General features: G+C 56.5%; 19 protein-coding genes. 2 read left to right on the top strand and 17 right to left on the bottom strand.

The features are described 5' to 3' along the window. Positions 1-13 precede the first annotated feature (13 nt). Complete coding sequence (locus GN111_RS33195) at positions 14-1,108, top strand: glycosyltransferase family 9 protein (RefSeq protein ID WP_170302578.1); 1,095 nt, start codon at positions 14-16, stop codon at positions 1,106-1,108. Further along, complete coding sequence (locus GN111_RS33190; protein ID WP_155307843.1) at positions 1,105-2,256, top strand: glycosyltransferase family 4 protein; 1,152 nt, start codon at positions 1,105-1,107, stop codon at positions 2,254-2,256. Before GN111_RS33195 ends, GN111_RS33190 begins: the two co-directional genes overlap by 4 nt. Here the strand turns inward: GN111_RS33190 and GN111_RS33185 are convergent. From GN111_RS33185 to prfA, 17 genes are all read right to left on the bottom strand, one after another. Next, a complete protein-coding gene (locus tag GN111_RS33185; protein ID WP_155307842.1) occupies positions 2,227-3,117 on the bottom strand; it encodes a glycosyltransferase family 2 protein in 891 nt (296 codons plus the stop codon). The genes GN111_RS33190 and GN111_RS33185 overlap by 30 nt on opposite strands. A gap of 93 nt (positions 3,118-3,210) precedes the next feature. Continuing rightward, positions 3,211-4,830, bottom strand: a complete 1,620-nt coding sequence (locus GN111_RS33180) for an ArnT family glycosyltransferase (protein ID WP_170302577.1) — start codon at positions 4,828-4,830, stop codon at positions 3,211-3,213. Further along, a complete protein-coding gene (gene waaC, locus GN111_RS33175) occupies positions 4,827-5,915 on the bottom strand; it encodes a lipopolysaccharide heptosyltransferase I (protein WP_155307840.1) in 1,089 nt (362 codons plus the stop codon). The genes GN111_RS33180 and waaC overlap by 4 nt, the downstream gene beginning before the upstream one ends. Continuing rightward, positions 5,912-6,958, bottom strand: coding sequence for a lipopolysaccharide heptosyltransferase II (waaF, locus tag GN111_RS33170; protein ID WP_155307839.1), 1,047 nt, complete (start codon positions 6,956-6,958; stop codon positions 5,912-5,914). Before waaF ends, waaC begins: the two co-directional genes overlap by 4 nt. Then, positions 6,955-7,890, bottom strand: coding sequence for a lysophospholipid acyltransferase family protein (locus tag GN111_RS33165; RefSeq protein WP_155307838.1), 936 nt, complete (start codon positions 7,888-7,890; stop codon positions 6,955-6,957). Before GN111_RS33165 ends, waaF begins: the two co-directional genes overlap by 4 nt. 28 nt (positions 7,891-7,918) lie before the next feature. Beyond that, positions 7,919-8,737 (bottom strand): phosphoribosylformylglycinamidine synthase subunit PurQ, encoded by an 819-nt coding sequence (locus GN111_RS33160; protein WP_155307837.1) that lies wholly within the window; start codon positions 8,735-8,737, stop codon positions 7,919-7,921. After that, complete coding sequence (locus GN111_RS33155) at positions 8,734-11,730, bottom strand: AIR synthase-related protein (RefSeq protein WP_155307836.1); 2,997 nt, start codon at positions 11,728-11,730, stop codon at positions 8,734-8,736. The genes GN111_RS33160 and GN111_RS33155 overlap by 4 nt, the downstream gene beginning before the upstream one ends. A gap of 91 nt (positions 11,731-11,821) precedes the next feature. Beyond that, complete coding sequence (gene rseP / locus GN111_RS33150) at positions 11,822-13,186, bottom strand: RIP metalloprotease RseP (protein ID WP_155307835.1); 1,365 nt, start codon at positions 13,184-13,186, stop codon at positions 11,822-11,824. Between the two features lie 10 nt (positions 13,187-13,196). Then, positions 13,197-14,360: a 1-deoxy-D-xylulose-5-phosphate reductoisomerase gene (locus GN111_RS33145; RefSeq protein ID WP_155307834.1), complete on the bottom strand. Its 1,164-nt coding sequence runs from the start codon at positions 14,358-14,360 to the stop codon at positions 13,197-13,199. Positions 14,361-14,397: 37 nt separating this feature from the next. Then, entirely contained in the window at positions 14,398-15,204 is an 807-nt protein-coding gene (locus GN111_RS33140) for a phosphatidate cytidylyltransferase (RefSeq protein WP_155307833.1), read from the bottom strand. Positions 15,205-15,235: 31 nt separating this feature from the next. Then, the gene (gene uppS / locus GN111_RS33135; protein WP_231715629.1) at positions 15,236-15,982 is read right to left on the bottom strand and encodes an undecaprenyl pyrophosphate synthase; all 747 of its coding nucleotides are present in this window, start codon (positions 15,980-15,982) and stop codon (positions 15,236-15,238) included. Beyond that, the gene (gene frr / locus GN111_RS33130) at positions 15,972-16,529 is read right to left on the bottom strand and encodes a ribosome recycling factor (RefSeq protein WP_155307832.1); all 558 of its coding nucleotides are present in this window, start codon (positions 16,527-16,529) and stop codon (positions 15,972-15,974) included. Before frr ends, uppS begins: the two co-directional genes overlap by 11 nt. Positions 16,530-16,584: 55 nt before the next feature. After that, positions 16,585-17,319, bottom strand: coding sequence for a UMP kinase (gene pyrH, locus GN111_RS33125; RefSeq protein ID WP_197740621.1), 735 nt, complete (start codon positions 17,317-17,319; stop codon positions 16,585-16,587). Continuing rightward, complete coding sequence (gene tsf, locus GN111_RS33120) at positions 17,316-17,915, bottom strand: translation elongation factor Ts (protein WP_155307830.1); 600 nt, start codon at positions 17,913-17,915, stop codon at positions 17,316-17,318. The genes pyrH and tsf overlap by 4 nt, the downstream gene beginning before the upstream one ends. A 5-nt stretch (positions 17,916-17,920) precedes the next feature. Beyond that, positions 17,921-18,814 carry a 30S ribosomal protein S2 gene (gene rpsB, locus GN111_RS33115; RefSeq protein ID WP_155307829.1) on the bottom strand — a complete coding sequence of 298 codons (894 nt, stop codon included), beginning with the start codon at positions 18,812-18,814 and terminating at the stop codon, positions 17,921-17,923. A gap of 225 nt (positions 18,815-19,039) precedes the next feature. Next, on the bottom strand, positions 19,040-19,927 hold the full coding sequence (prmC, locus tag GN111_RS33110) for a peptide chain release factor N(5)-glutamine methyltransferase (protein ID WP_231715627.1): 888 nt from the start codon (positions 19,925-19,927) through the stop codon (positions 19,040-19,042). Beyond that, complete coding sequence (prfA, locus tag GN111_RS33105) at positions 19,920-20,996, bottom strand: peptide chain release factor 1 (RefSeq protein WP_155307827.1); 1,077 nt, start codon at positions 20,994-20,996, stop codon at positions 19,920-19,922. The genes prmC and prfA overlap by 8 nt, the downstream gene beginning before the upstream one ends. Between the last annotated feature and the right edge of the window lie 173 nt (positions 20,997-21,169).

Raw genomic sequence — 21,169 nt, 5'->3', positions numbered from 1 at the left:
CTGGAAAATTCCCATGCGTGCAAGAAGAAACCCTATTCAGGTGAAACACGGCGCCATTCTGGCTATCCAGTTGGGTGACATCGGGGATGTGGTGTTAACCCTTCCCGCATTGCGTGCGCTGAAAAAAAGATTTCCCCGCAATCGGGTGGTCGTATGCGTTCGAAAAAAAGCGAGCGAACTGATGGCGCTGTGCCCGGATGTGGACGCTGTAATCACCGTGGATAAAACAAAGCGGTCCCTTCTTTCGGCGATCAGGTATCAGCTTGCCTTTCTATCCAGTTTGAAAAGTCACCGCTACGACCTGTCCATAGACTTTCGAACGGGAACCCGGGGTGCAATCGCCTCCCTGATGGCCAATGCCAGATACAGGCTGGGTTTTTTCGAAGCAGAAGGGAAAATGTGGCGCAACCGTATCTTCACCCATCTGGTGCATCGGGACTACCAATTGGGAACCCATGTTGCCGATTACTATTTTGAACTGGTCAAGTGGCTGGGAATCAAGCCGGACAAGCCGGACCCTGTGCTCCCGGTACCCGATCCCTTGAAAAAAAGAGTCACGCAATTACTGAATGCCGAGGGGATTCATCCAGACAACCCTTTCATCGTCCTGCAGCCCTTCTCCCTGTGGCAGTACAAGGAACTTCACCCGGAAAAATATGTAGATATGGTAAATCGGATAGCCGGCCGGAGCAACATTCCGATCCTGTTGAGCGGCGCACCAAACGAAAGACACCGCGCCCAAGAGATTGCCGACCGCTGCACCGGCCAGATAATTAACATGGCGGGATTGACAACCATTGGTGAATTGGCCGGTTTGCTGTCATTGGCGAGTCTTTTTATTGGTGTCGACAGTGCCGGTGTGCATATCGCAGCGGCCACGGGAACACCAACCGTCAGCATCTTCGGTCCTTCTGCACCATCTTCCTGGGCACCCCGCGGCAATCGTCACCTGGTCATTCAACCGGAACTTGCCTGTGTGCCCTGCCGGCGGAAAGGCTGCGACGACAGCGGCGTCAGCCGATGTCTGGAAGCGTTGTCCGTTGACGAAATCATGGATGCCGCGGAACCAATACTCAGCAAACGTTTTCTGGCCCAGACAGACCGATGAGAGAACCATTAAAGATTGGTGTGGTTATCCCCAAATATGGTACTGTAGGTGGGGGGGAAAAATTTGTTTATGAACTGACAGAACGAATCGCCCAAGATCCCAATTTCGAAGTGCATGTTTTTGCCAACCGATGGCGCGCCCCCGACAGCCAGGTATTTTTTCACCGGATCCCTATCATCACCTTCCCGCGATTTGTATCGATGTGGAGCTTTGCGTGGTTTGCCGCAAGAAAGATCGATCGAGTCGGTGTCGATATCATTCATACCCATGAACGCATCTTCGATGCCGATCTGTTTACCATGCATGGAATCCCTCATCGGATGTGGATCGAAACCGTCAGAAAAAAGAGAATGAGCCTGTTTGATCGAGTCTATGACCACATCGAACGACGCCTGGTAGAAAGTGATCGCTGTAAATATTTGTTGCCGGTTTCAACGCTCACCCGGGATGCCTTTATGTCCGTTTATGATGGCTATGGAAAAACGGTGGAAATCTGTTATCCGGGAGTAGAACTGCAAGCCTTTCAATACGGTCAAAGGACCGACTTTCGTAAAGCTGTCCGTGAAAAATATGGATTCACGGCATCAGATAAGATCGTTCTTTTTGTCAGCATGAATTTTGAGATCAAAGGCCTGGATTATTTGATGGCAGGTTTGGCGGCAGCCAAACGGAAACCGGCAGGAATGTCCCTGAAGCTGCTTGTTGTGGGCAAAGGAAATATCCGAAAGTTCGAGAGGATGGCCAACGACTTGAAAATCGCCGAAGACATCAAATTTGCCGGAATCGTTGAAGAAGGCATCGAACAAATCTATAGAGGCTGCGATCTGTTTGCCATGCTCTCCCGGTTCGATACTTTCGGCCTGACGGTCTTAGAGGCCATGGCGGCATCGCTTCCCGTGTTGATCAGTCGGCAGGTGGGCGCCAAAGATATTGTCGTGCAAGGTCGCAACGGGTTTGTGGTGGACAGGGAAGACAAAGAGGCCGTCTGTTCCTGCTTACTCACCTTGGCCGATGACACGAATCTCGAAGCGATGGGGCGTGAGGCTTTTCAAACGGCATCCAAACACAGTTGGGAACAGGCGTCCCATCAGGTGAAACAGATCTACTACAGCGTCAAATCATTTGTTTCTGAAAAAACGCCAGGATAATCGGTAGAAATCATGCTTTGCGGCAATGGTTGCATCACCGGGTTTCAGGAGTCTGAGCGGAATCAAGGTCATCAGACGCCAGCCGGCCTGGATACGGTTTTTTCGCTGAATCTTTCTGATTATGGCCCCGGAGTAATGCTTCCGGTAAAAGAGCATCTCCGCTTTGAATTTTTTCTCCATGACCGCTGTCGGGGGATTTTTGCGTTCGCTTCCCCCACCGAAGTGCACTACGACAGCATCTTCTATGAAGCCAATCGGCCACCCCATTTTCCTGACCATCAGACAAAGATCGATTTCTTCGCCATAAAGAAAAAACTGCTCATCAAAACCACCGACGGTTTCTAAAACGTCCCGTCTGGCAACAATGCTAGCCCCCATTACCCAAGCGATCTCGCCCGGCAACTGGCCGAGCTCTGGCCTGCCATACCGATGACCGGGATATCGCCTTTCCACAGAGGATTGTGGTGAGCCATCGGGGTAGATCAATGCGGTACCAGCCATGCCAATGGAAGAATTGGAGGACATAAACCCAACGGCCTTGTCAAGTGCTGCGGGCATCAACCGTGTATCAGGGTTGAGAAGCCAGATGAGTTCACCTTTGGCTAACGAAATCCCCTTATTATTGGCTTTTCCGAATCCGAGATTTTTATTACTGGCGATTAGGGTGGTATTCTGGAAATGGTTCGCCACCATATCCGCGCTGCCATCGCTGGAGGCATTGTCCACCACAATCACTTCGTCATGGGGGCCTAATTGGGGAAGGATAGATAGGATACAATCCCGAAGCAAATCCAACGTGTTGTAACTGACGATGATGATGCTCAGTCGAGGTCTTTGCGGTTGTTTTGGGGTTTGGCTCATTCTTATACTGTCTATCGCATGCGTTTTTTTAGGTCCGATCACTCCGCGGGGCAATCACTGCCACACGGGTCCCGGAATAGAATTTGGCGAACATTACTCCTTTTTATGCTTCGGTCGCGGATTTGACGGGTCCACTTTAATCTTGAATAGCATCAGTCGCCCGGTGTCCGGATGAGACCAACTGCCAATCAATACCAAATCCGCTTTAACAGTTTCATCTTCCAAGAACCTTTTATCTCCAGACCAGTTTCGTTCTTGCCACAGGTAATAGCCGACGTTGCGCTTCTTCCATTGGCGGAGAGCAGATGCTAATTCATCGTCAGAGTTTGGAAAGATGATACTTTTGTCCGGTTCGGGGCAAGGAGGGGCATCGACATCCATATTTGCATAAAAAGAAATCCAACGATGAAGAGCAACCGGGGAGATGACGGTCCGTCCTTCAGGATTTTTCTCAAATTGAGCGATTTTGTTACCGATTTCCCGAAAAACCATCTTTTCCGGGTCTCTCAGTTTTACGTTCTTTGGAATACCTGCAACCAGTAACAAAACGGCCAACCCCACCAAGATGCGATTGCGGGTTAGTTTGGTTCTTTTTCTTAAGTATTCTGAAATATTTTCTATACCGAATGCGGCGAATAAAATACTTGGCAAAATTAAAAAAATAACCATTCGGTAATGTAGGGTCCATGTGTCGAGTGTGTGAATATAAAGCAACGCAAAAATCGAAGTACACATGAAAAGAAAATAAAATAATCTTTTATCTCCGATTAGACGCTTTCGAATCCCTTTTAATCCAGCCAAGTAAATCAGAAGAAACGGATAGAAAAATCCCTCACAAATCCTGTTCAATAGGACACCAAAGGCGACCAGCCAAATTGTTGATCTGGCTTCCGGCATAAACCATCGCATCGGACTTGGCATATCTGCTTCTGCAGCTACCCTGATCTGATTGCGCAGTATATGGTACTTCTTAAAAGGTTTGGTGATCTTAACGACAACCTCGTTCGCTCGACACAAAGAACCCACTTGTTTACCGGTTGAGAAGTGCACAGCAAAAAGGGCCGCGGCCAAAACCAGCAAAGGAAGACAAAAATAGAAAAGCTGGCGGATGTGGTGTACTTTCATAAAAATGATCAAGTATGCCAGTGAAACCGGAATGGCGAGAATCCCTTCGACTCTGGCCCAAGTCCCCATTAGAAATGCCATCTGCGAGCAGATGAGCCAGGATGCGGCTTTTTCCCGTTTTATTCCCCTGATAAACAAATAAATTCCCAAACTCAGAAAAAACCAGAAAACAGGTCCGCGGACGACATCCGCACTCCGGCTGACCATGACGGGGGTCAGTGAGAGGATCAATGTAGCCAGGCTACTGATCTTTCGTCCGCAGAATTCACGCAGAATGAAGTAAGCAAAAACGAGTGTTGCCGTTCCAAAAAGCAAGGAAACCGATTGCGCGGCTACAACCCAGTCACGAAGCAGTGTATAGAAAAAAGCAATGAAAAATGGGAGGCTGGAGATGTATGTCAAACCACATCCGGTCAACTTACCCCACTGGCCGGTGACGATCATTTTCGCCTGGTAGAGATAAAGCGCACCATCGGGTGGAATAATGTAAGTTGCCCAACACGCATATAATCGTATCAGCAGGCCAATCGCTATTACGGTTACAGCAGGCAGGTATAGCGTTGAGCGTACGGAGGAAAACGAATTCAATTCGAAGATCCCTGGTTTATCGGTAGTTCTGTAATTTCTGCCAGCAGTCCTTTCACGGCCTCCCGCACCATCTCAACCGTGATCTCATTCATACACCGGCATTGATGCTCGTCGCAACGACGCTTGAAGCAGGGGCTGCATGGGGGTGCCGTTCGAATCACCCGGTGCCCCTCGCCAAACGGCCCCGTTCGCCAGGGGGCGGTGGGACCGAAAAGGGCCACCACCGGTGTTCCCACGGCGGCGGCCAGATGCATGGGCCCGGTGTCGGTAGTAATCAAGACTTCCGATTGCCGGTACAAGGCGGCCAGTTGATTTAAGCTGGTTTTTCCTGCCAGGCTTGCTGCGGGTGCTGCCATCATGGCCTGAATGTCCGCCACCTCCCGGCGGTCACCCGGCCCCCCGGTGAAGACGACGTCCACTTGCTCTTCCCGGATAAACCAGTCGGCCAATGCTGCGAAGCGTTCGTTGCGCCAGAGTTTGGTCTCCCACAGGGCCACGGGATTGATCGCCACCAGTCTTCGGCTGCCATCGATGCCCTGATTTTTCAAAAGATCGTTCACCCGGCGCCGGTCATCTTCGGAGACGGGGACGTGGTACACCGCCTCACGGGTGTGGATGCCGATGGCTTCCAGCAGCATCAGTCCGCGGGTCAGGGCATGAACCTCCATATCCACCGGCGGCACCCGTTCATTGAGAAAAAGGTAGCTGTGCTCCTGGTGCTGCATTCCCTTGTCGAAGCCGATTCTGCGGGTTCCCCGGGCCAACCGGACCAGCATGCCGCTTTTCAGCAGGGACTGGAAGTCGATGACGATGTCGTAATGGGTGTCGCGCAGATCGCGCCAGAAAGCCCGTATTTCCGCAATAGCCTGTTTTCTGAGGGATGATCTAAGTTGGGCGATCCAGCGTTTGCGCCCCGATACGATCACCCGATCCAGAGCACGGTGCCCGATGACCAGATCCGCGGCGGCCTCCTCCACCAGCCAGGTCATGTGGGCCTCTGGATAGTGCTGCCGGATGGCATTGAGGGCGGGCAACGTGTGGATCACATCGCCGATGGCACTGAGCTTGACAATGAGAATATTCACAGCAAACCCTCGACCGCTTCGGCCACCACCTCCACCGATACCTGCCGCATACAGTTCATATGCCCCAAAGGGCAAACCGGTTTCATGCAGGGGCTGCATTCGATGGGCACACGGACGATGCGGCTGGTGGAGCTGAAGGGACTGGTGGTGGTGGAATTGGTCGATCCGAAGACGGCCACCAGGGGGGTGTTCACTGCAGCCGCCACGTGCATGAGTCCCGAATCGTTGGTCACGAAGGCATCGCACCGCTCGATCAGGGCCATGGCCTCGCCCAGGCTGGTTCTGCCGCTCAGATCGACAACAGGGGCTTGCATCATGCCGGCGATATGGTTTCCAAGGTCCCGATCCGCCGGCCCGCCAAAAATCACGATGGCTGCATCAAGCGTCCGACTTAGACGGTCGCCCAGTACGGCGAATCTTTCGGGGAACCACTGCTTGGCCGGGCCAAAGGTGGCGCTGGGGTTGAGCCCGATGACCCGGCGTCCTGGCAGGGCGCCCTGCTCGGTGAGGATTTCCTTGGCCCTCTGCCGGTTCGTATCCCCCACACTCAGTTCAAGAATTTGTCCCCGGGGCGGGATTCCCACCCCTTCCAGAATTTTCAGATAGTAGCCGGTCTGGTGGATGGCTTTGATGGCCTTGGTGCAGCGAACCGGATGGGTCAGCAGCAGGCGGCGGGCGTCGGTGTCGAAGCCGACTCGCATCGGGATACCGGCCAAGAAGGCGATCAGGGCCGCTTCGATGGCATTCTGCAGCAGGATGGCCGCATCGAAGTCGCGGCGCCGTAAATCTCGGGCCAGGCGGATCGGGCCCATCGCTCCCCGGTGCCGGCCATTGGCCTCGTAAACGATAATCTCATCCACATGAGGGCTGTTGGCGAACACCGGCGCCACCCAGGGCTTGGCCAGCAGGCTGATGCTGGCGCCAGGAAAATGGCGGCGGATGGCCCGCACGGCCGGCGTCGTCATCACGGCATCGCCGATCCAGTTGGTGGATCGGATCAGCAACCGCTTGACATCGCTCCGCTTAAAAAAGTCTCTGCTCAAGAGGATCGCTCCTGCCTGGGCCAGGGAGAGAAGGTCCTGGTCTTCCAGCGCTGATGGACCCAGAACCACTGGTCGGGTTCGGCGCGTACGCCATCTTCGATTACCTTGGTGTACTGGGCGGTTCTGGCCTCGACGTCCTTTTGTTTGTCCCCGGTTGAAGCGGCAGGAGTCAGGATCTGTCCAAAAACCGCCCGGAAACCGTCCGATTGCCGATAGAGGAATACCGGCAGCACGGCAGCCTCCGTTTTCATGGCGATCACCGCCATGGCCTTGCTCGTGCAGGCCGGATGGCCGAAAAAGTCTACCCATACCCCTTCGTAAAAGTCCACGTTCTGGTCCATCAGCATGGCGACAGCTTCGCCTTTTCTCAGTGCCTTGAGAATCTTCACCAGGGCACGCCTCGATGGTATCAGTTTGGCACCATATCGGGATCGGGTGTGTTCGAAAAAGCGGTCCAACGGCTTGAAGTCCAGGGGGCGGTATACGATGTTGATGGGGAGCTGCGCCCGTTTGGCCACGATCGGAAGTAATTCCCAGTTGCCCATGTGCGCGGTGATCACCAGCACCCCCTTACCCCGGCGACAGGCTTCTTGATAATTTTCCAGCCCCGTTATGGTAATCTGCCGGCAAAGTGTTTCCCAATCGGCGTTCAGGGACCATCCGACCTCAAACAGAATCTGTCCCAGGTTGCGGTAGACGGCCCTGGCAAGCGACTGCCGATGGGAGGCATCCAGTTCTTGTTCAAAGGCAACCTGCAAATTTTGTAAAGTGATATCCCGGTGCCGTTTGTCCAGCCAGAATGCGGCCTCCCCCAAAACGTTGCCAATTCGCTTGGCCGCAGGGCGCGGAATCCGTCCGATGAGCCGGAGCAGGCGATCGATCAACCGGAACAGGCGCAATTCTCTGCGGGTTAAAGAGCTTCGAAGGTTCATGGGAAACGCTCAGATAAATGCTGCCCCATTAGTCGCCTAGATAGGCCACCGCATTTTCGAAAATCCGGATTCCATCTCCGACATCGCTGGTAAGGGAATTCCCGCAGCGCTTCTGCTTTTCGTTGCGCCGGGGCCAATCCGGGTGGTTGGTGACATGGTTGTAGGCTTCCGGGTGGGGCATCAGGCCGAATATGCGACCGCTGGAGTCGCAGATGCCGGCGATGTCCGCCAACGAGCCGTTGGGGTTGTGGGGAAAGACGCCGCTGGCCGCCTGGCCGTCGGGCAAGGCATACTGCATGGTCACCTGATGATTGTCCGCCAGGGTTTGCAGGGTCTCGCGCTCCGCGTAGAACTTGCCCTCACCGTGACGGATCGGCATATCCAGGGTTTTCATCCCCCGGGTGAAGACACAGGGCGAATCGGGATTGATGGTTACCCGCACCCATTGATCGCGGAAATTGCCGCAGTCGTTGGCGATCAGGGCCACGGAACGCCGGGTGTAATCGCCATCGATGCCGGGTAGCAGGCCCAGGTTGACCAGGGTCTGAAATCCGTTGCAGATGCCGATGACCAGCTTTCCTGCCTCCACGAAATCGAGCAGTTTGTCGCCGATGTTGGTCTTCAACCGCAAGGCCTGGATCACCCCGGCACCATGGTCGTCTCCCCAACTGAAGCCGCCGCCGAATGCCAGAATCTGGTAGTCGTCCAACCGCACATCGCCGGCAATCAAGGCGTTGATGTGCGCCCGCCGGGCCGCGGCGCCGGCACGTTCGAATGCATAGGCCGTTTCATGGTCGCAGTTCAGGCCGAATCCCGTCAACACCAGTACCTTGGGTTGCGTGCTCATATCAAATCCCCGAACGGCCCTTTCCAGGCCGCCTTCATCTCTTCGACGGTCAGGGCTGCCAGCCGCGAACCGTCGAGGCCATTGATGGTCAGTATCGGCGCCTCGGTCACCCGTCCCACACAGGCCGTCGGCTGGTCGGCCAAGAGCGCTTCGAAAGCGGCCCGGTTTTCCGGCGCCACGGTAACGATAAACCGGCCGGCGCTTTCGGAAAACAGCATCGTGTCCTCCCGGTCGATGCCTCGGGCCGGCACCTTGGCCAGGTCTATCTCCAGGCCCAGCTCCCCGCCCATGGCCACCAGGGCCAGATGCACGGCCAGTCCGCCGCGGTAGATGCCGTGGCAGGAGGCCAGCAGCCCCTGGTCGATGGCCTTGGCCACGGACCGATAGCGGATCTCGAATGCGCCGGCCTCAACCCTGGGGACATGCAGCCCGATATTCCCTAAAAGTTCATAGTATTCGGAACCGCCCAGTTCATCTCGGGTCACACCGACGACATAGACGCCATCGCCGGGTACCTTGGCATCCATGGTGACGCAGCGGCAGACATCGTCCATCACGCCGGAGACGGAAAACTGGAGGGTTTCTAAAGCAGAAACCTTGTGCGTCTCTCCGTAGCGGCCCGGCAGGTGGCCGTCCACATACATGGAGTCCTTGCCGGAAAGCAGGGGGATGCCGTAGGTTGTACACATCTCCGCAAGGGCCTTGCACGAACGCACCAGCTGGGCGGCCTTGTGCCTGCCGTCAGGGTTCTTGCGCTCGTCGTAATGGATGTTGGGCCAGCAGAAGTTGTCCACCCCGCCGAAGCGATCCGGGTCCCCGCCCACGGCGACGGCCCGGCGCACCGCCTCGTCGATGGTGCAGGCGGTCATGTGATAGGCGTCGATGGCGGAGTACATGGGGATCAGAGCCTGGGAGAAAACCAATCCTTTCGGAGAAGTAAGCACCGGCCGAATCACCGCCGCATCGCTGGGCACATCCCGGCCGGTTCCCACCAGCGGTTTGATGACGCTGGTGCCCTGGACTTCGTGGTCGTACTGGCGGCAGACCCACTCCTTGGAGCAGATGTTGGGTCGTTTCAGCATGTCGAGAATCAGAGCGGCATGGTTATCGGGCAGGCCGAGCACCGGCTCCTTCAGGCCGCGCAGGGCCGGCGGCTGCCACTCGGCCGCAAACTCCCACTGGGGAAAGGCCGAGGTGAGAAGATCCAGGTCGATGTAGGCGCAGGTGACGCCGTTGTAAGTGATGTGGATCTTGCCGCTGTCCGTATAGGTGCCAATGACGGTGCTTTCCACCGCGTGCAGGCGGGACAGTTCCATGAAGCGCTCCAGATGGGCCGGATCGATGGCCACGGTCATACGCTCCTGGGATTCGGAGATCCAGATTTCCCACTGGTCCAGGCCGTCGTACTTCAAAGGCACTTTTTCCAGTTGGATGTCGCAGCCGTTGGAGAAGCGGGCGCTCTCGCCGATGGAAGAGGAGAGCCCTCCCCCGCCGTTGTCGGTGATAAAGCGGATCAGGCCTTCGTCCCTGGCTTCGATCAGAAAATCGTGCATCTTCTTCTGGGTGTAGGGGTCGCCGATCTGAACGTGGCCGGCCGGGGTGTTGGCGGAAAAGGTGGCCGAAGATGCGGTCACGCCGTGGATGCCGTCCTTGCCCACCCGGCCGCCGCACATGATGGCCAGATCGCCGGGAAAGATGGTCTTCTGGTCCGACGGTTCGCCCTGGATCTCGGCGGGCATGATGCCCAGGGCCGTTACGAAAACCAGACACTTGCCCAGATAACCCGGATGGAACATCACCTGCCCGAAGGGAGTCGGAATGCCGCTCTTGTTGCCGCCGTCGCGCACCCCTTCGATCACGCCGTCCAGCAGTCTGCGGGGGTGCAGCCGCGGTTTGAGGTCGCCGTCGTAATCCCTTGGTCCCATGCAGTAACCATAACTGCCCATGATGAGCTTGCTGCCCTTGCCCGTGCCCATGGGGTCCCGATAGATGCCCACGATGCCGGTAATGGCCCCGCCGTAGGCCTCCATATTGGAGGGCGAGTTATGGGTCTCGCCGGTGATCACGTAGTTGTGGCCTTCGTCGAAGCGCCCTACCCCAGCGTTGTCCCACAGTACGGAAACCACCCAGTCCTTCTTCGCCTTCAGGGCCAGGGTGGGACCTTCAATGTAGGTTTTGAACAGGCTGTCGATGACTTCCTCTTTTCCGGAAGCCAGGTCCTTGTAATGAAACCGCCCGCCGAAGGTATTGTGGTTGCAGTGATCGCTGCGGGCCTGGGAGATGTATTCCAGTTCCACGTCCGTGGGATCGGATAAAGACACCTTTCCGCGCTGGCTTTGGACTTCGGTTTTCATAAAATAGGCGCGGATCGTGGGGATGTCGTTGGGATTCAGGGAAAGGCTGCGCTCGTCGCTTAGCCGAGCTAATGTTTCGTCGCTGTCGATGGACAGGGTGGCCACCTCTGGCCGATGATCCAGCTTTACCTTGGGAATGACGAAACCGATGCCGTCGGCCGGATCCCAATGGTCCCTGTCGTAAACCGCCCATTGCTGGATGATGTCGTTGGCCAGAAGTTCGCCGGCGATCTTCTCGGCATCGCTGCGGGTGACACCGCTTCCCTTCAGGCAATAGCGTTTGGAGGTGTAGACGGCTTCGCCGGCTTTCAGCTTCAGGTGCAGCAGGTCTTCCATGGCTTCGACGGCAGTGGCGCCGGGGTTGTCCCGCACGCCGGGCCGGAATCCCACCCAGAGAACCCAGTCGAAATCCACTGCCAGGGGCGCAAGGGAAGAAACCTGGGTGACCGGGTTGGTGAAAATTTCCGAACGGATTCGCTCCACCTGCTCGGTTGTCAGATCCGCATCAATGGTGACGATGTGAACCGTGCGCACCTGCTGCAGATCGATGTCGAAGTAATCCTTGGCTTTCTGGCGAAGGGACTGGCCCTCCGCGTCCAAAAGTTGCTCTTTTAACGTAACTTCGATTCGGTGAGGCATGGGTTACCTGACTGATTTTGAATTTTTAGCGTTTAATTTTGAATGAATGCATTCATTCAAAATTAAAATTCATCATTCACAATTGGTTTCTTCAACTGGAAAATATGCGTGTAATATCATTATAAAACACAAAAATCATCAACATAATCAGAAGAAAAATGCCGGCCTGCTGGGCGATTTCACGCATGCGCGTGTTGACGGGGCGCCCCATGACGGCTTCGATGAAAAAAAACATCAGATGACCGCCGTCGAGCACTGGGATGGGCAGGAAATTGAGCACCGCCAGGTTGATGCTGAGCACGGCGATAAAAAAGGTCAGATTGGTCAATCCCTCCCTGGCCTGCTGCCCGGCCATTTCGGCAATCATGATGGGCCCGCCCAGGGTCTTGGTGGAGACGGTCCCCTTGATCAGCTTACCGATGGAAAGCAGGGTCAGACGGCAGATCTGGTAGGTCTGGTCCACGCCCTCCCACACCGCCTGGAAGGGGCCGCGTTTGATGGTGATGCGGTCGGCTTCGGGAATGGTGACGCCCGGGGTGGAGATGCCGATGCGATAGCTGTCCACCTTCTCCCCGAGCAGGTTTTCTTCGCTGAACAGCACCGGAACGATCTCGAAGGTACGGGTTTCGCCGCCCCGGACGACTTGAACGGCCAGCGGACCTCCCTTGCTCCGGGAGATCGTTTCCTTCATCGCATTCCAGCTGTCGATCGGCTGCCCGTTGATGGAGACGATCCGATCCCCTTTGCGCATGCCGGCTTTCTTGGCCGGATATCCCTCGGCCACGTCGCCGACAACGGCCTGAAGAGGCGGCAGTCCGGAAAAACCGGCATCGTAATAAGATACGTCGTCGCCCAAAATGTCCTTGGTCACTTTGGTCCGGGGGGCAACATCAACCGCAAAGACGTTTTCTCCGCGTCTGGCAGTGATCTTTACGGCCCGGCCCTGGCCTGCCTCCACCAGCCGGTTGATGTCGCTCCAGGAGGCCACGGCCTCACCGTCTATGGATACGATCACGTCGCCGGTCGTCAAGCCGGCGACAGCGGCCGGACTTTCATCGTCAACGTGGTTGATCACCGGACGGATGTCCTCGGTGCCCACGAAGAAGAAGAAGCCGGCATAGATGATCATGGCCAGAAGCAGGTTGAAAAAGGGTCCGGCGGCCACGATCAGGATTTTCTTGAACACATGTTTATGGGTGAAGGACTTCGGGATCAGTTCGGGATCGATTTCGGCATCGGGTTCGTCTCCCACCATCTTGACGTAGCCGCCAAGCGGAATGGCCGAGACACGATAGTCGGTGATCCCGACGGTTTTGCCAAACAGGCGCGGGCCGAACCCCAGGGAGAACTTCTCGACGCCGACGCCGAACAGCCTGGCGACGAGAAAATGCCCCAACTCGTGGAAGAAGATCAGAATTCCGAGGACAACGACAAATGCAAAAATACTGGTAGTCATAGGCGATACACTAACGCTCCTGCTGGCGGATCAGTTCCCGGGCCGTTTTACGGGCCCAGCCGTCCGCTGCGAGAATTTCGTCAAGGCCGGCACTACCGTCTTGCGTGTGCCGGCTCAAGGTCCGGTCGATGATTGGGCAGATCCCATTAAAAGGCAAACGGTTTTCCAGAAAGGCCGCCACGGCCACCTCATTGGCGGCATTGAGCACAGCCGGACCGGCTCCGCCCTGCTTGCCGGCGGCATAGGCCAGCGCCAGGCAGGGGAAGCGATCCAGATCCGGTTCTTCAAACGTAAAGGTTCCGATACCGGGAAAATCGGGCACCGGAACATCCAGCGGCAGCCGCCGGGGATGGGAAAGTCCGTAAGCGATGGCCCCTCTCATGTCCGGGATTCCCATCTGGGCAATCACCGCACCATCCGCATAGGTCACCATGGAGTGGATGATGCTCTGGGGATGCACCACCACTTTGATGCGTGCAAAGTCGATGTCGAAAAGCCAACGGGCCTCGATGACCTCCAGTCCCTTGTTCATCAAGGTGGCCGAATCGATGGTGATCTTGCTGCCCATGGACCAGTTGGGATGACGCAGGGCGTCTTCGGGAGTGATCCCTTCAAAGTCGCCCTTGGGGCGGCTTAAAAAGGGGCCGCCCGATGCGGTCAGTAAAATCTCGCGCACCGCATTGTCTCCCCGACCGGCCATGCTCTGGAAGATGGCGCTGTGTTCGCTGTCCACGGGCATCAGCTTGACGCCGCGCCGGGCAACCCGTTCCATGACGATGGCACCGGCCATCACCAGGGTTTCCTTGTTGGCCAGGGCAATGTCCTTGCCGGCATCGATGGCGGCAAGGGTCGGCATCAGGCCGGCCGCACCGACCATGGCCCCCAGCACCAGATCGGTCTCCGGGCAGGTGGCTGCAGCGATGTAGCCGGCCTCACCGGTTACGATTTCCACCTCCAGATCGTCGGGCAAAAGGGCCTTTAATTGTCCGGCATGATCGTCGTCGATCACGGCGGCCAGGCGGGGCCGAAATTGCACAATCTGCCGGGCCAGTGCTTCCACATTGGATTTGGCCGTAAGTGCGCACACCCTGAACAAATCCGGAAACCGGCGGACAATATTAAGGGCATTGACTCCAATGGAGCCGGTTGCACCCAGTATGGATAGGGTTTTCATAACGGTTCGATCTTCCTTGGCCGAATGACAATCTCGATCAGAATATACCGATTTTCAACAGATAGGCAAGCGGCGAGGCAAACAGAAGGGCATCCAGCCGGTCAAGGAATCCCCCATGGCCGGGAAGCAGGGTTCCGGAATCCTTGACACCGGCCGAGCGTTTGAATTCGGATGCGAACAGGTCGCCTGCCTGGCCGGCGGCGCCAATGATCAGGGCAAACAGGATGCAGGGTACGGCTGCCAAATCCGGCAGCAGCAGGGATTTATAGATCAGGGCCACGGCGACGTTGGCCGTCAGCCCGCCCAGGCTTCCCTCGATGGTCTTTTTGGGGCTGACCCATGGGCAGAGTTTGTGGCGTCCCAGGTAGGTGCCCGTATAAAAGGCCCCGGTATCGCCGGCGAAAACGATCAGCAGCGGCCAGAAAATCCAGGCGACGCCGTCGGGGCTGAACCGGATGAGAACCAGAAAGGAAAGGAACAAAGGGATGTACACCAGCCCCAGGACCTGTTTGGCAACCAGTGCGGGTGCCTGCGGATCATCCTTGAAAAGCGGCAGGCTCAGTCCGGCCGCCAGGATGAGATCCACGGCCAGAATCAGGGGTGCGGCTTCAATTTTCCCGTCGTAGAAAGCCCAGATGATCGCTGGGGCAAAAACCAGCCCGAGGATGGGCATCAGGCGCTCTTGAAACGGGCCATCGGACGGGAATACGATCCGGTAATACTCCCAGAGCGTGATGATGCTGGCGGCGGCGACCAACAGGTAAAAAACCATCCCGCCGATCCACACCAGCAGGTAAAGGATGGGCAGGGCGATAATTCCGGTAATCCAGCGTTTCAGGTGCATGGGATTCCTTTGGTTGCGGCCGTATGGGTCGTCAGCCGGAGGGAATGGCGCCGAAACGCCGCTCCCGTTGCTGGTAATCCTTGAGGATTCGGATGAACTCCTCTTCGCCGAAGTCGGGCCACAGCGTTGGTGTAAAGAAGATTTCCGCGTAGGCGATCTGCCAGAGCAGAAAGTTGCTGATGCGCATCTCCCCGCTGGTGCGGATCAGCAGATCCGGGTCCGGTAGTTCACGGGTATAGAGGTGATTGGCCACCATATCGGGGGTCACCGCCGAGGGATCGATGGTTCCTTCTTTGGCGGCAGCGGCAATCTGTCTGACCATATCGACGATCTCCGCACGTGCGCCGTAGCTCAATGCCAGGGTCAGGACCATCTTTTTATTGGTAGCGGTTTCGGCCATGACGGCCTTCAGATCTTTGCGAACGGCTTCCGGCAGCCGGTCGGTCTGACCGATGGTATTCAGCCGGATGTCGTTCTCCATGAGCGTCTGCCGCTCGGTTTCCAGAAAACGCCGCAACAGGAACATGAGCCCGGAAACTTCGGACTGCGGACGCTGCCAGTTTTCTGTGGAGAAAGCGTAGAGGGTGAGGGCTTCGATGTCCAGCTTGCGGGCAGCTTGTACAACGGTCCGCACAGCTTGCGCCCCTTTTTCGTGCCCCTTAAGGCGGTTTAAGAGGCGCTTTTTGGCCCAGCGGCCGTTGCCGTCCATGATGACGGCAACGTGTTTGGGCATCCGGTCGGGATCAAGTTCATTCCGCATGGAAGAACTAGAATTCAAGGATTTCCTTCTCTTTTTCTTTGTAGATCTCGTCAATCTTGGCGATGAATTTGTCGGTGATTTTCTGCACATCGTCCTGGGCCTTGAAGGCGTCGTCTTCCGAGATGTCGCCATCCTTTTTAAAGCCCTTGAGCAGTTCGTTGGCGTCCCGACGAATATTGCGGGTAGCAATCTTGTGCTCCTCGCACATCTTGCTGACCACTTTAACCAGCTCCTTGCGGCGTTCTTCGGTCAACGGCGGGATGGAGATGCGAATCAGCTTGCCGTCGGAAGAGGGCGTCAGACCGAGGTCGGACTTCAAGATGGCCTTTTCGATCTCTTTGATGCCGGATACATCCCAGGGTTGGATGACAATCAGACGGCTTTCGGGCACCGACAGGGAGGCCATCTGATTCAGAGGGGTCTGCGTGCCGTAATAGTCGACCCGGATACCGTCCAGCAGAGACAAGGACGCGCGGCCGGTTCTCACCCGCTTGAGTTCGTTTTCGAGGGCGGTGATGGTTTTTCCCATCCGCTCTTTGGTTTCCTGAAGTGTCTCTTCGATCATGGTGGCTGTACCTCGCTGAAAAACGGGGTTAATCGGCGGGCCGGTCGGCCATTCTTCAATCAGGGGCAGGCTGTCCGCCGATGGTGGTCCCGACGTTTTCTCCGAGAACCACCTTGGCGATGTTGCCCTTCTCTTTCAGATTGAACACCATCAGCGGCAGTTGATTGTCCATGGCCAGGGAAATGGCCGTCATGTCCATCACTTTGAGCTGCTTTTCGAGCACTTCCATGTAGCTGATGGTTTTGATGAAGCGGGCATTGGCGTTCTTTTCGGGATCGGAATCGTACAATCCGTTGACCTTGGTGGCCTTGAGCAGGATCTCCGCATGGATCTCCTTGGCACGCAGGACCGCCGCGGTATCGGTGGTGAAATAGGGATTTCCCGATCCGGCGGCGAAGATGACCACCCGCCCCTTTTCAAGATGCCGCAAAGCCCGGCGCAGGATATAGGGTTCGGCGACTTCGTGCATGGAGATGGCCGTCTGGACACGGGTCTGAATGCCCGTTTTTTCTAATGCGTCCTGCAGGGCCAGACTGTTGAGCACCGTGGCCAGCATTCCCATGTGATCGGCCGACGTACGCTCCATGCCGAAAGAGCTGGCCGCCACACCGCGGAAAATATTGCCTCCGCCGACGACAATGGCCAGTTGCACGTTCAGTTCGACGATGCTGCGGACTTCCCGGGCCACATAGGAAAGCATATCCGGGCTGATGCCGAAGCCCTGATCTCCCATCAGGGCTTCCCCGCTCAATTTGAGCAGAATCCTATTATATTTCGACGCCACGCTTATTCCGCCCCGATCTGAAATCTGGCGAATCGTTTGATGGTGATTTTCTCGCCGGTCTTGGCAATCACCTCATTGAGGTAGTCGGCAACGGTCTTGTCCGGCTCCTTGACGTACTGCTGATTCATCAGGCAGCTTTCCTTGAAGAATTTGTTCAGCTTGCCTTCGGCGATCTTCTCGACCATATTCTCAGGCTTGCCCATCTCCAGTACCTGGGCCTTGTAAATCTCCCGTTCGCGGTCGATGACGTCCCGGGGGACATCTTCAGGAACGATTCCAACCGGATTGGTGGCCGCCACATGCATGGCGATATTTTTGGCAAAGTCTTTGAAATCGTCGGTCTTGGCCACGAAATCGGTTTCGCAGTTGACTTCCACCATAACACCAATTTTGCCCCCCATGTGAATGTAGGACTGAACGGTGCCTTCGGAAGTTGCACGACCGGCCCGCTTGGCGGCTGTGGCAATCCCTTTCTTTCTCAGATAATCGATGGCCTTTTCCATGTCGCCGCCGCATTCGGATAAAGCGGCCTTGCAATCCATCATACCGGCTCCGGATTTCTCACGGAGTTCTTTTACCATTGCTGCAGTTATGTTGGACATGTGACTTATTCTCCCGTAGGTTCTGCTTCTGGTGTTGCTGCCTCTTCTTCGGTCTCACCGGCTTCCGCTGCGGCACCCTTGCGGATAATCTCGACCACCGGTCCGTCGGTGCCGTCGGAAATCACTTTGCGTTCTCCGGGTTTGAGTTCCGCCGCGGCGGTCTCCAGTTCGGTGGCTTCTTCTCCCTTGTCGGCCTCAGCCTGCTGACGCTCCTTGAAGCGCGCCTTTCCTTCGATGCAGGCATCGGCCATTTTGGAAGTAATCAGGCGGATGGCCCGGATGGCGTCGTCGTTGCCGGGAATGGGATGGTCGATTTCATCGGGATCGCAGTTGGTGTCGACAACGGCCACGATGGGAATGCCCAATCGGCGGCCTTCGCGCACGGCGATGGCTTCGTTTTTGGGATCGATGATAAAAAGAGCACCGGGCAGTTTGGTCATGCTGCGGATGCCGCCCAGGGTGCTGTCGAGCTTTGCACGCTCCTTGCCCAGCTTCAACCGTTCCTTTTTGGGGAACAGCTCGATGGAACCGTCGTTTTCGATGGTATTGAGATAGTTCAGTCGATCGACGCTTTTCTTGACGGTCTGGAAATTGGTCATCATACCGCCCAGCCAGCGGTTGTGGACATAAAACATTTCGGCGCGGTTGGCCTCTTCGTAAATCGATTCGCGGGCCTGTTTCTTGGTTCCCACGAAAAGCAGGCTCTTGCCGGACGCAACCGTATCCACGATGAAGTCGTAGGCATCGCGGAACATTCTGACCGTTTTTTGCAGATCGACGATGTAGATGCCGTTTCGGGCCCCGAAAATATAGGGCTTCATCTTGGGGTTCCAGCGTTTGGTCTGGTGCCCGAAATGGACACCGGCTTCCAGCAGTTCTTTCATTGTAACGTAAGCCATGATTCTCTCCTTGCTGTTGGTTTTGCCTTCGCCCGCTTCACCCCCGAATCCGACTTTCCTTCTTTCCTTGCGGAAAGCACCGGGACCGGGTCCACAGGCGTGTGGTTTAAAAACGAGTTTAGTTAACAAAAAACATTGCGGGTCGCAAGCCTTTTTTGAGCTGAAGGCTCAAGGCTGAAAGCAAATTTCATGGGTCAGTAACTTTCATCTTCGAACTTTCAGCTTTCAGCTTTCAGATATTTTCTCCATCACCGCAATCCGATCCAATCCACTGTAATCTTTGATGACACGCACCGAAACATAGCAGCCGACATCATTGGCGATGGACCGGACCGCATCGGCCTGGTCGCAGCCCATCTCCAGGGCCAGCAGGCCGCCGCCCTTCAGATAGTCATGGGACGACGCAATGATCTGCCGCAAATACAGCAGGCCGTCCTCGCCGCCATCCAGGGCCGAAACCGGTTCGTGCAGGCGGATTTCCGGCTGCAGCGCAGCCATGTCGCCGCTGCAGATATAGGGCGGGTTGGAGACGATGAGGTCAAAGCCATCCCCCCGGTCTGCCAGGGACGCATAAAAGTCGCCGCAGAACCATTGGATGCAATGGTCCACACGGTGGGTGCGGGCATTTTGCCTGGCGATCTTCAGGGCCGACGGGTACCGATCCATGGCCACATAGCAGTGTTCGGGATGCTCGTGGGCCAAGGCGATGGTAATGGCTCCCGAACCGGTGCCCAGGTCCAGCACCCGTTTAGGTTGACCGTCGGGATCATCGAGAACGGGCAGCACCGCCTCCACCAGACATTCGGTTTCCGGGCGGGGAATCAGCACCGACGGGCCGACGGCCAACGGCAGGGACCAGAATTCCCGGCTGCCGGTGATATAGGCCAGCGGCACACGGGCGATTCGCCGTTTGATCAGGGCCTTGAAGTTTGCCAGTTCCGCTTCCGTCAGCGGCTTGTCGTGGTTCAGGTAAAGGTCGATGCGACGCATTCCCAGGCAATGGGCCAGCAGGATTTCCGCCTCACTGCGCGCACTTTCGATATCGTGCTCCTGAAAATAACCGGTGGTCCATCGCACCAACCGCAGCAAGGTCCATGTTTCCGGTTCAGGCATCGGCGCCTTCGGCATGCTGGAGAGCCTGGCTCTGGTAGTGGGTGATCAGCGGATCGATGACCTCGTCCACGTCGCCCTGCAAAATGGTATCCAGTTTATACAAGGTCAGTCCGATGCGATGATCGGTGACCCGCCCCTGGGGAAAATTGTAGGTCCGAATACGTTCGCTGCGGTCGCCGCTGCCCACCTGGCTCTTGCGGTTCTGGGAGCGCTCCTCGTTCTGCTCGCGGACCATCTGGTCGAACAGACGGGACCGCAGAACCTTCAAGGCCTTGGCCTTGTTTTTATGCTGGGATTTTTCGTCCTGGCAGGTAACCACCAGACCGGAAGGCAGGTGGGTGATGCGCACCGCCGAATCGGTGGTGTTGACCGACTGGCCGCCGGGTCCCGAGGATCGGTAGACATCCACCTTGAGTTCGTTGGGGTCGATCTTGAGTTCGATCTCCTCGGCCTCGGGCAGCACCGCCACGGTCACCGCCGAGGTGTGGATGCGCCCCTGGGTCTCGGTGGTCGGCACACGCTGGACGCGATGGGTGCCGCTTTCAAATTTCAGTCGGCTGTAGGCGCCTTTGCCGTTGACACTGGCAATGATCTCTTTAAGCCCACCCACCCCGGTGGCGTGATGATCCATCACCTCGACCTTCCACCCCCGGGCGTCGGCATAACGCTGGTACATCTTGAACAGGTCGCCGGCAAAAAGTCCGGCCTCGTCGCCGCCGGTACCGGCGCGAATTTCAAGAATCACGTTCTTGTCGTCCAAGGGATCCTTGGGGATCAACAGCACCTTCAGTTCTTCTTTGAGCCGCTCTTTTTCCGCCTCCAGCCGTTCGACCTCTTCGGCCGCCATGGCCTTCATCTCCGGGTCGTCATCGTTAAGCAGGTCGAGGCTGTCGTCCAATTCCCGATCCACCTGCTTGAACTGCCGAAAGGCAGCCACGACTGTCGAAATCTCGGCGTGCTCACGAATGTATTTCTGGTAAGCGTCCCGGTCCTGAACCACTTTTGGATCGGACAGCAGCCGCTCCAGCTCCTTGAAACGGTCTTCCACACCTTTTAATTTGTCAAACATGGGAACCCCCGGATACTAACGGACAACCTTTCCAGCCAATTACCGATGTGTCGCCGGCAGGGCATCCGCCTACTATTATAAAATGGGATCGGGTAATGAAACGCTCGGGGCTGGCGGGACCCGGTGCCGGTCTGTTCGACCGGGCACCGGATGCAGCCTGAAAAAAAAGATGG

Origin of the sequence: Desulfosarcina widdelii (genome assembly GCF_009688965.1) — a bacterium.
In the GTDB taxonomy this organism is placed as follows: Bacteria; Desulfobacterota; Desulfobacteria; order Desulfobacterales; family Desulfosarcinaceae; genus Desulfosarcina; species Desulfosarcina widdelii.
Note: the sequence above shows the minus strand (reverse complement) of the source record. Positions and strands in the feature narration are given on the sequence as shown.

Coding starts and splice junctions, on each gene's coding strand:
- GN111_RS33195 (WP_170302578.1), top strand. CDS start 14: ATGCGTGCAAGAAGAAACCCTATTCAGGTGAAACACGGCGCCATTCTG.
- GN111_RS33145 (WP_155307834.1), bottom strand. CDS start 14,360: ATGAAAACCCTATCCATACTGGGTGCAACCGGCTCCATTGGAGTCAAT.
- tsf (WP_155307830.1), bottom strand. CDS start 17,915: ATGTCCAACATAACTGCAGCAATGGTAAAAGAACTCCGTGAGAAATCC.
- GN111_RS33185 (WP_155307842.1), bottom strand. CDS start 3,117: ATGAGCCAAACCCCAAAACAACCGCAAAGACCTCGACTGAGCATCATC.
- frr (WP_155307832.1), bottom strand. CDS start 16,529: ATGATCGAAGAGACACTTCAGGAAACCAAAGAGCGGATGGGAAAAACC.
- rpsB (WP_155307829.1), bottom strand. CDS start 18,814: ATGGCTTACGTTACAATGAAAGAACTGCTGGAAGCCGGTGTCCATTTC.
- GN111_RS33165 (WP_155307838.1), bottom strand. CDS start 7,890: ATGAACCTTCGAAGCTCTTTAACCCGCAGAGAATTGCGCCTGTTCCGG.
- prmC (WP_231715627.1), bottom strand. CDS start 19,927: ATGCCTGAACCGGAAACATGGACCTTGCTGCGGTTGGTGCGATGGACC.
- rseP (WP_155307835.1), bottom strand. CDS start 13,186: ATGACTACCAGTATTTTTGCATTTGTCGTTGTCCTCGGAATTCTGATC.
- GN111_RS33190 (WP_155307843.1), top strand. CDS start 1,105: ATGAGAGAACCATTAAAGATTGGTGTGGTTATCCCCAAATATGGTACT.
- prfA (WP_155307827.1), bottom strand. CDS start 20,996: ATGTTTGACAAATTAAAAGGTGTGGAAGACCGTTTCAAGGAGCTGGAG.
- GN111_RS33140 (WP_155307833.1), bottom strand. CDS start 15,204: ATGCACCTGAAACGCTGGATTACCGGAATTATCGCCCTGCCCATCCTT.
- GN111_RS33155 (WP_155307836.1), bottom strand. CDS start 11,730: ATGCCTCACCGAATCGAAGTTACGTTAAAAGAGCAACTTTTGGACGCG.
- GN111_RS33160 (WP_155307837.1), bottom strand. CDS start 8,737: ATGAGCACGCAACCCAAGGTACTGGTGTTGACGGGATTCGGCCTGAAC.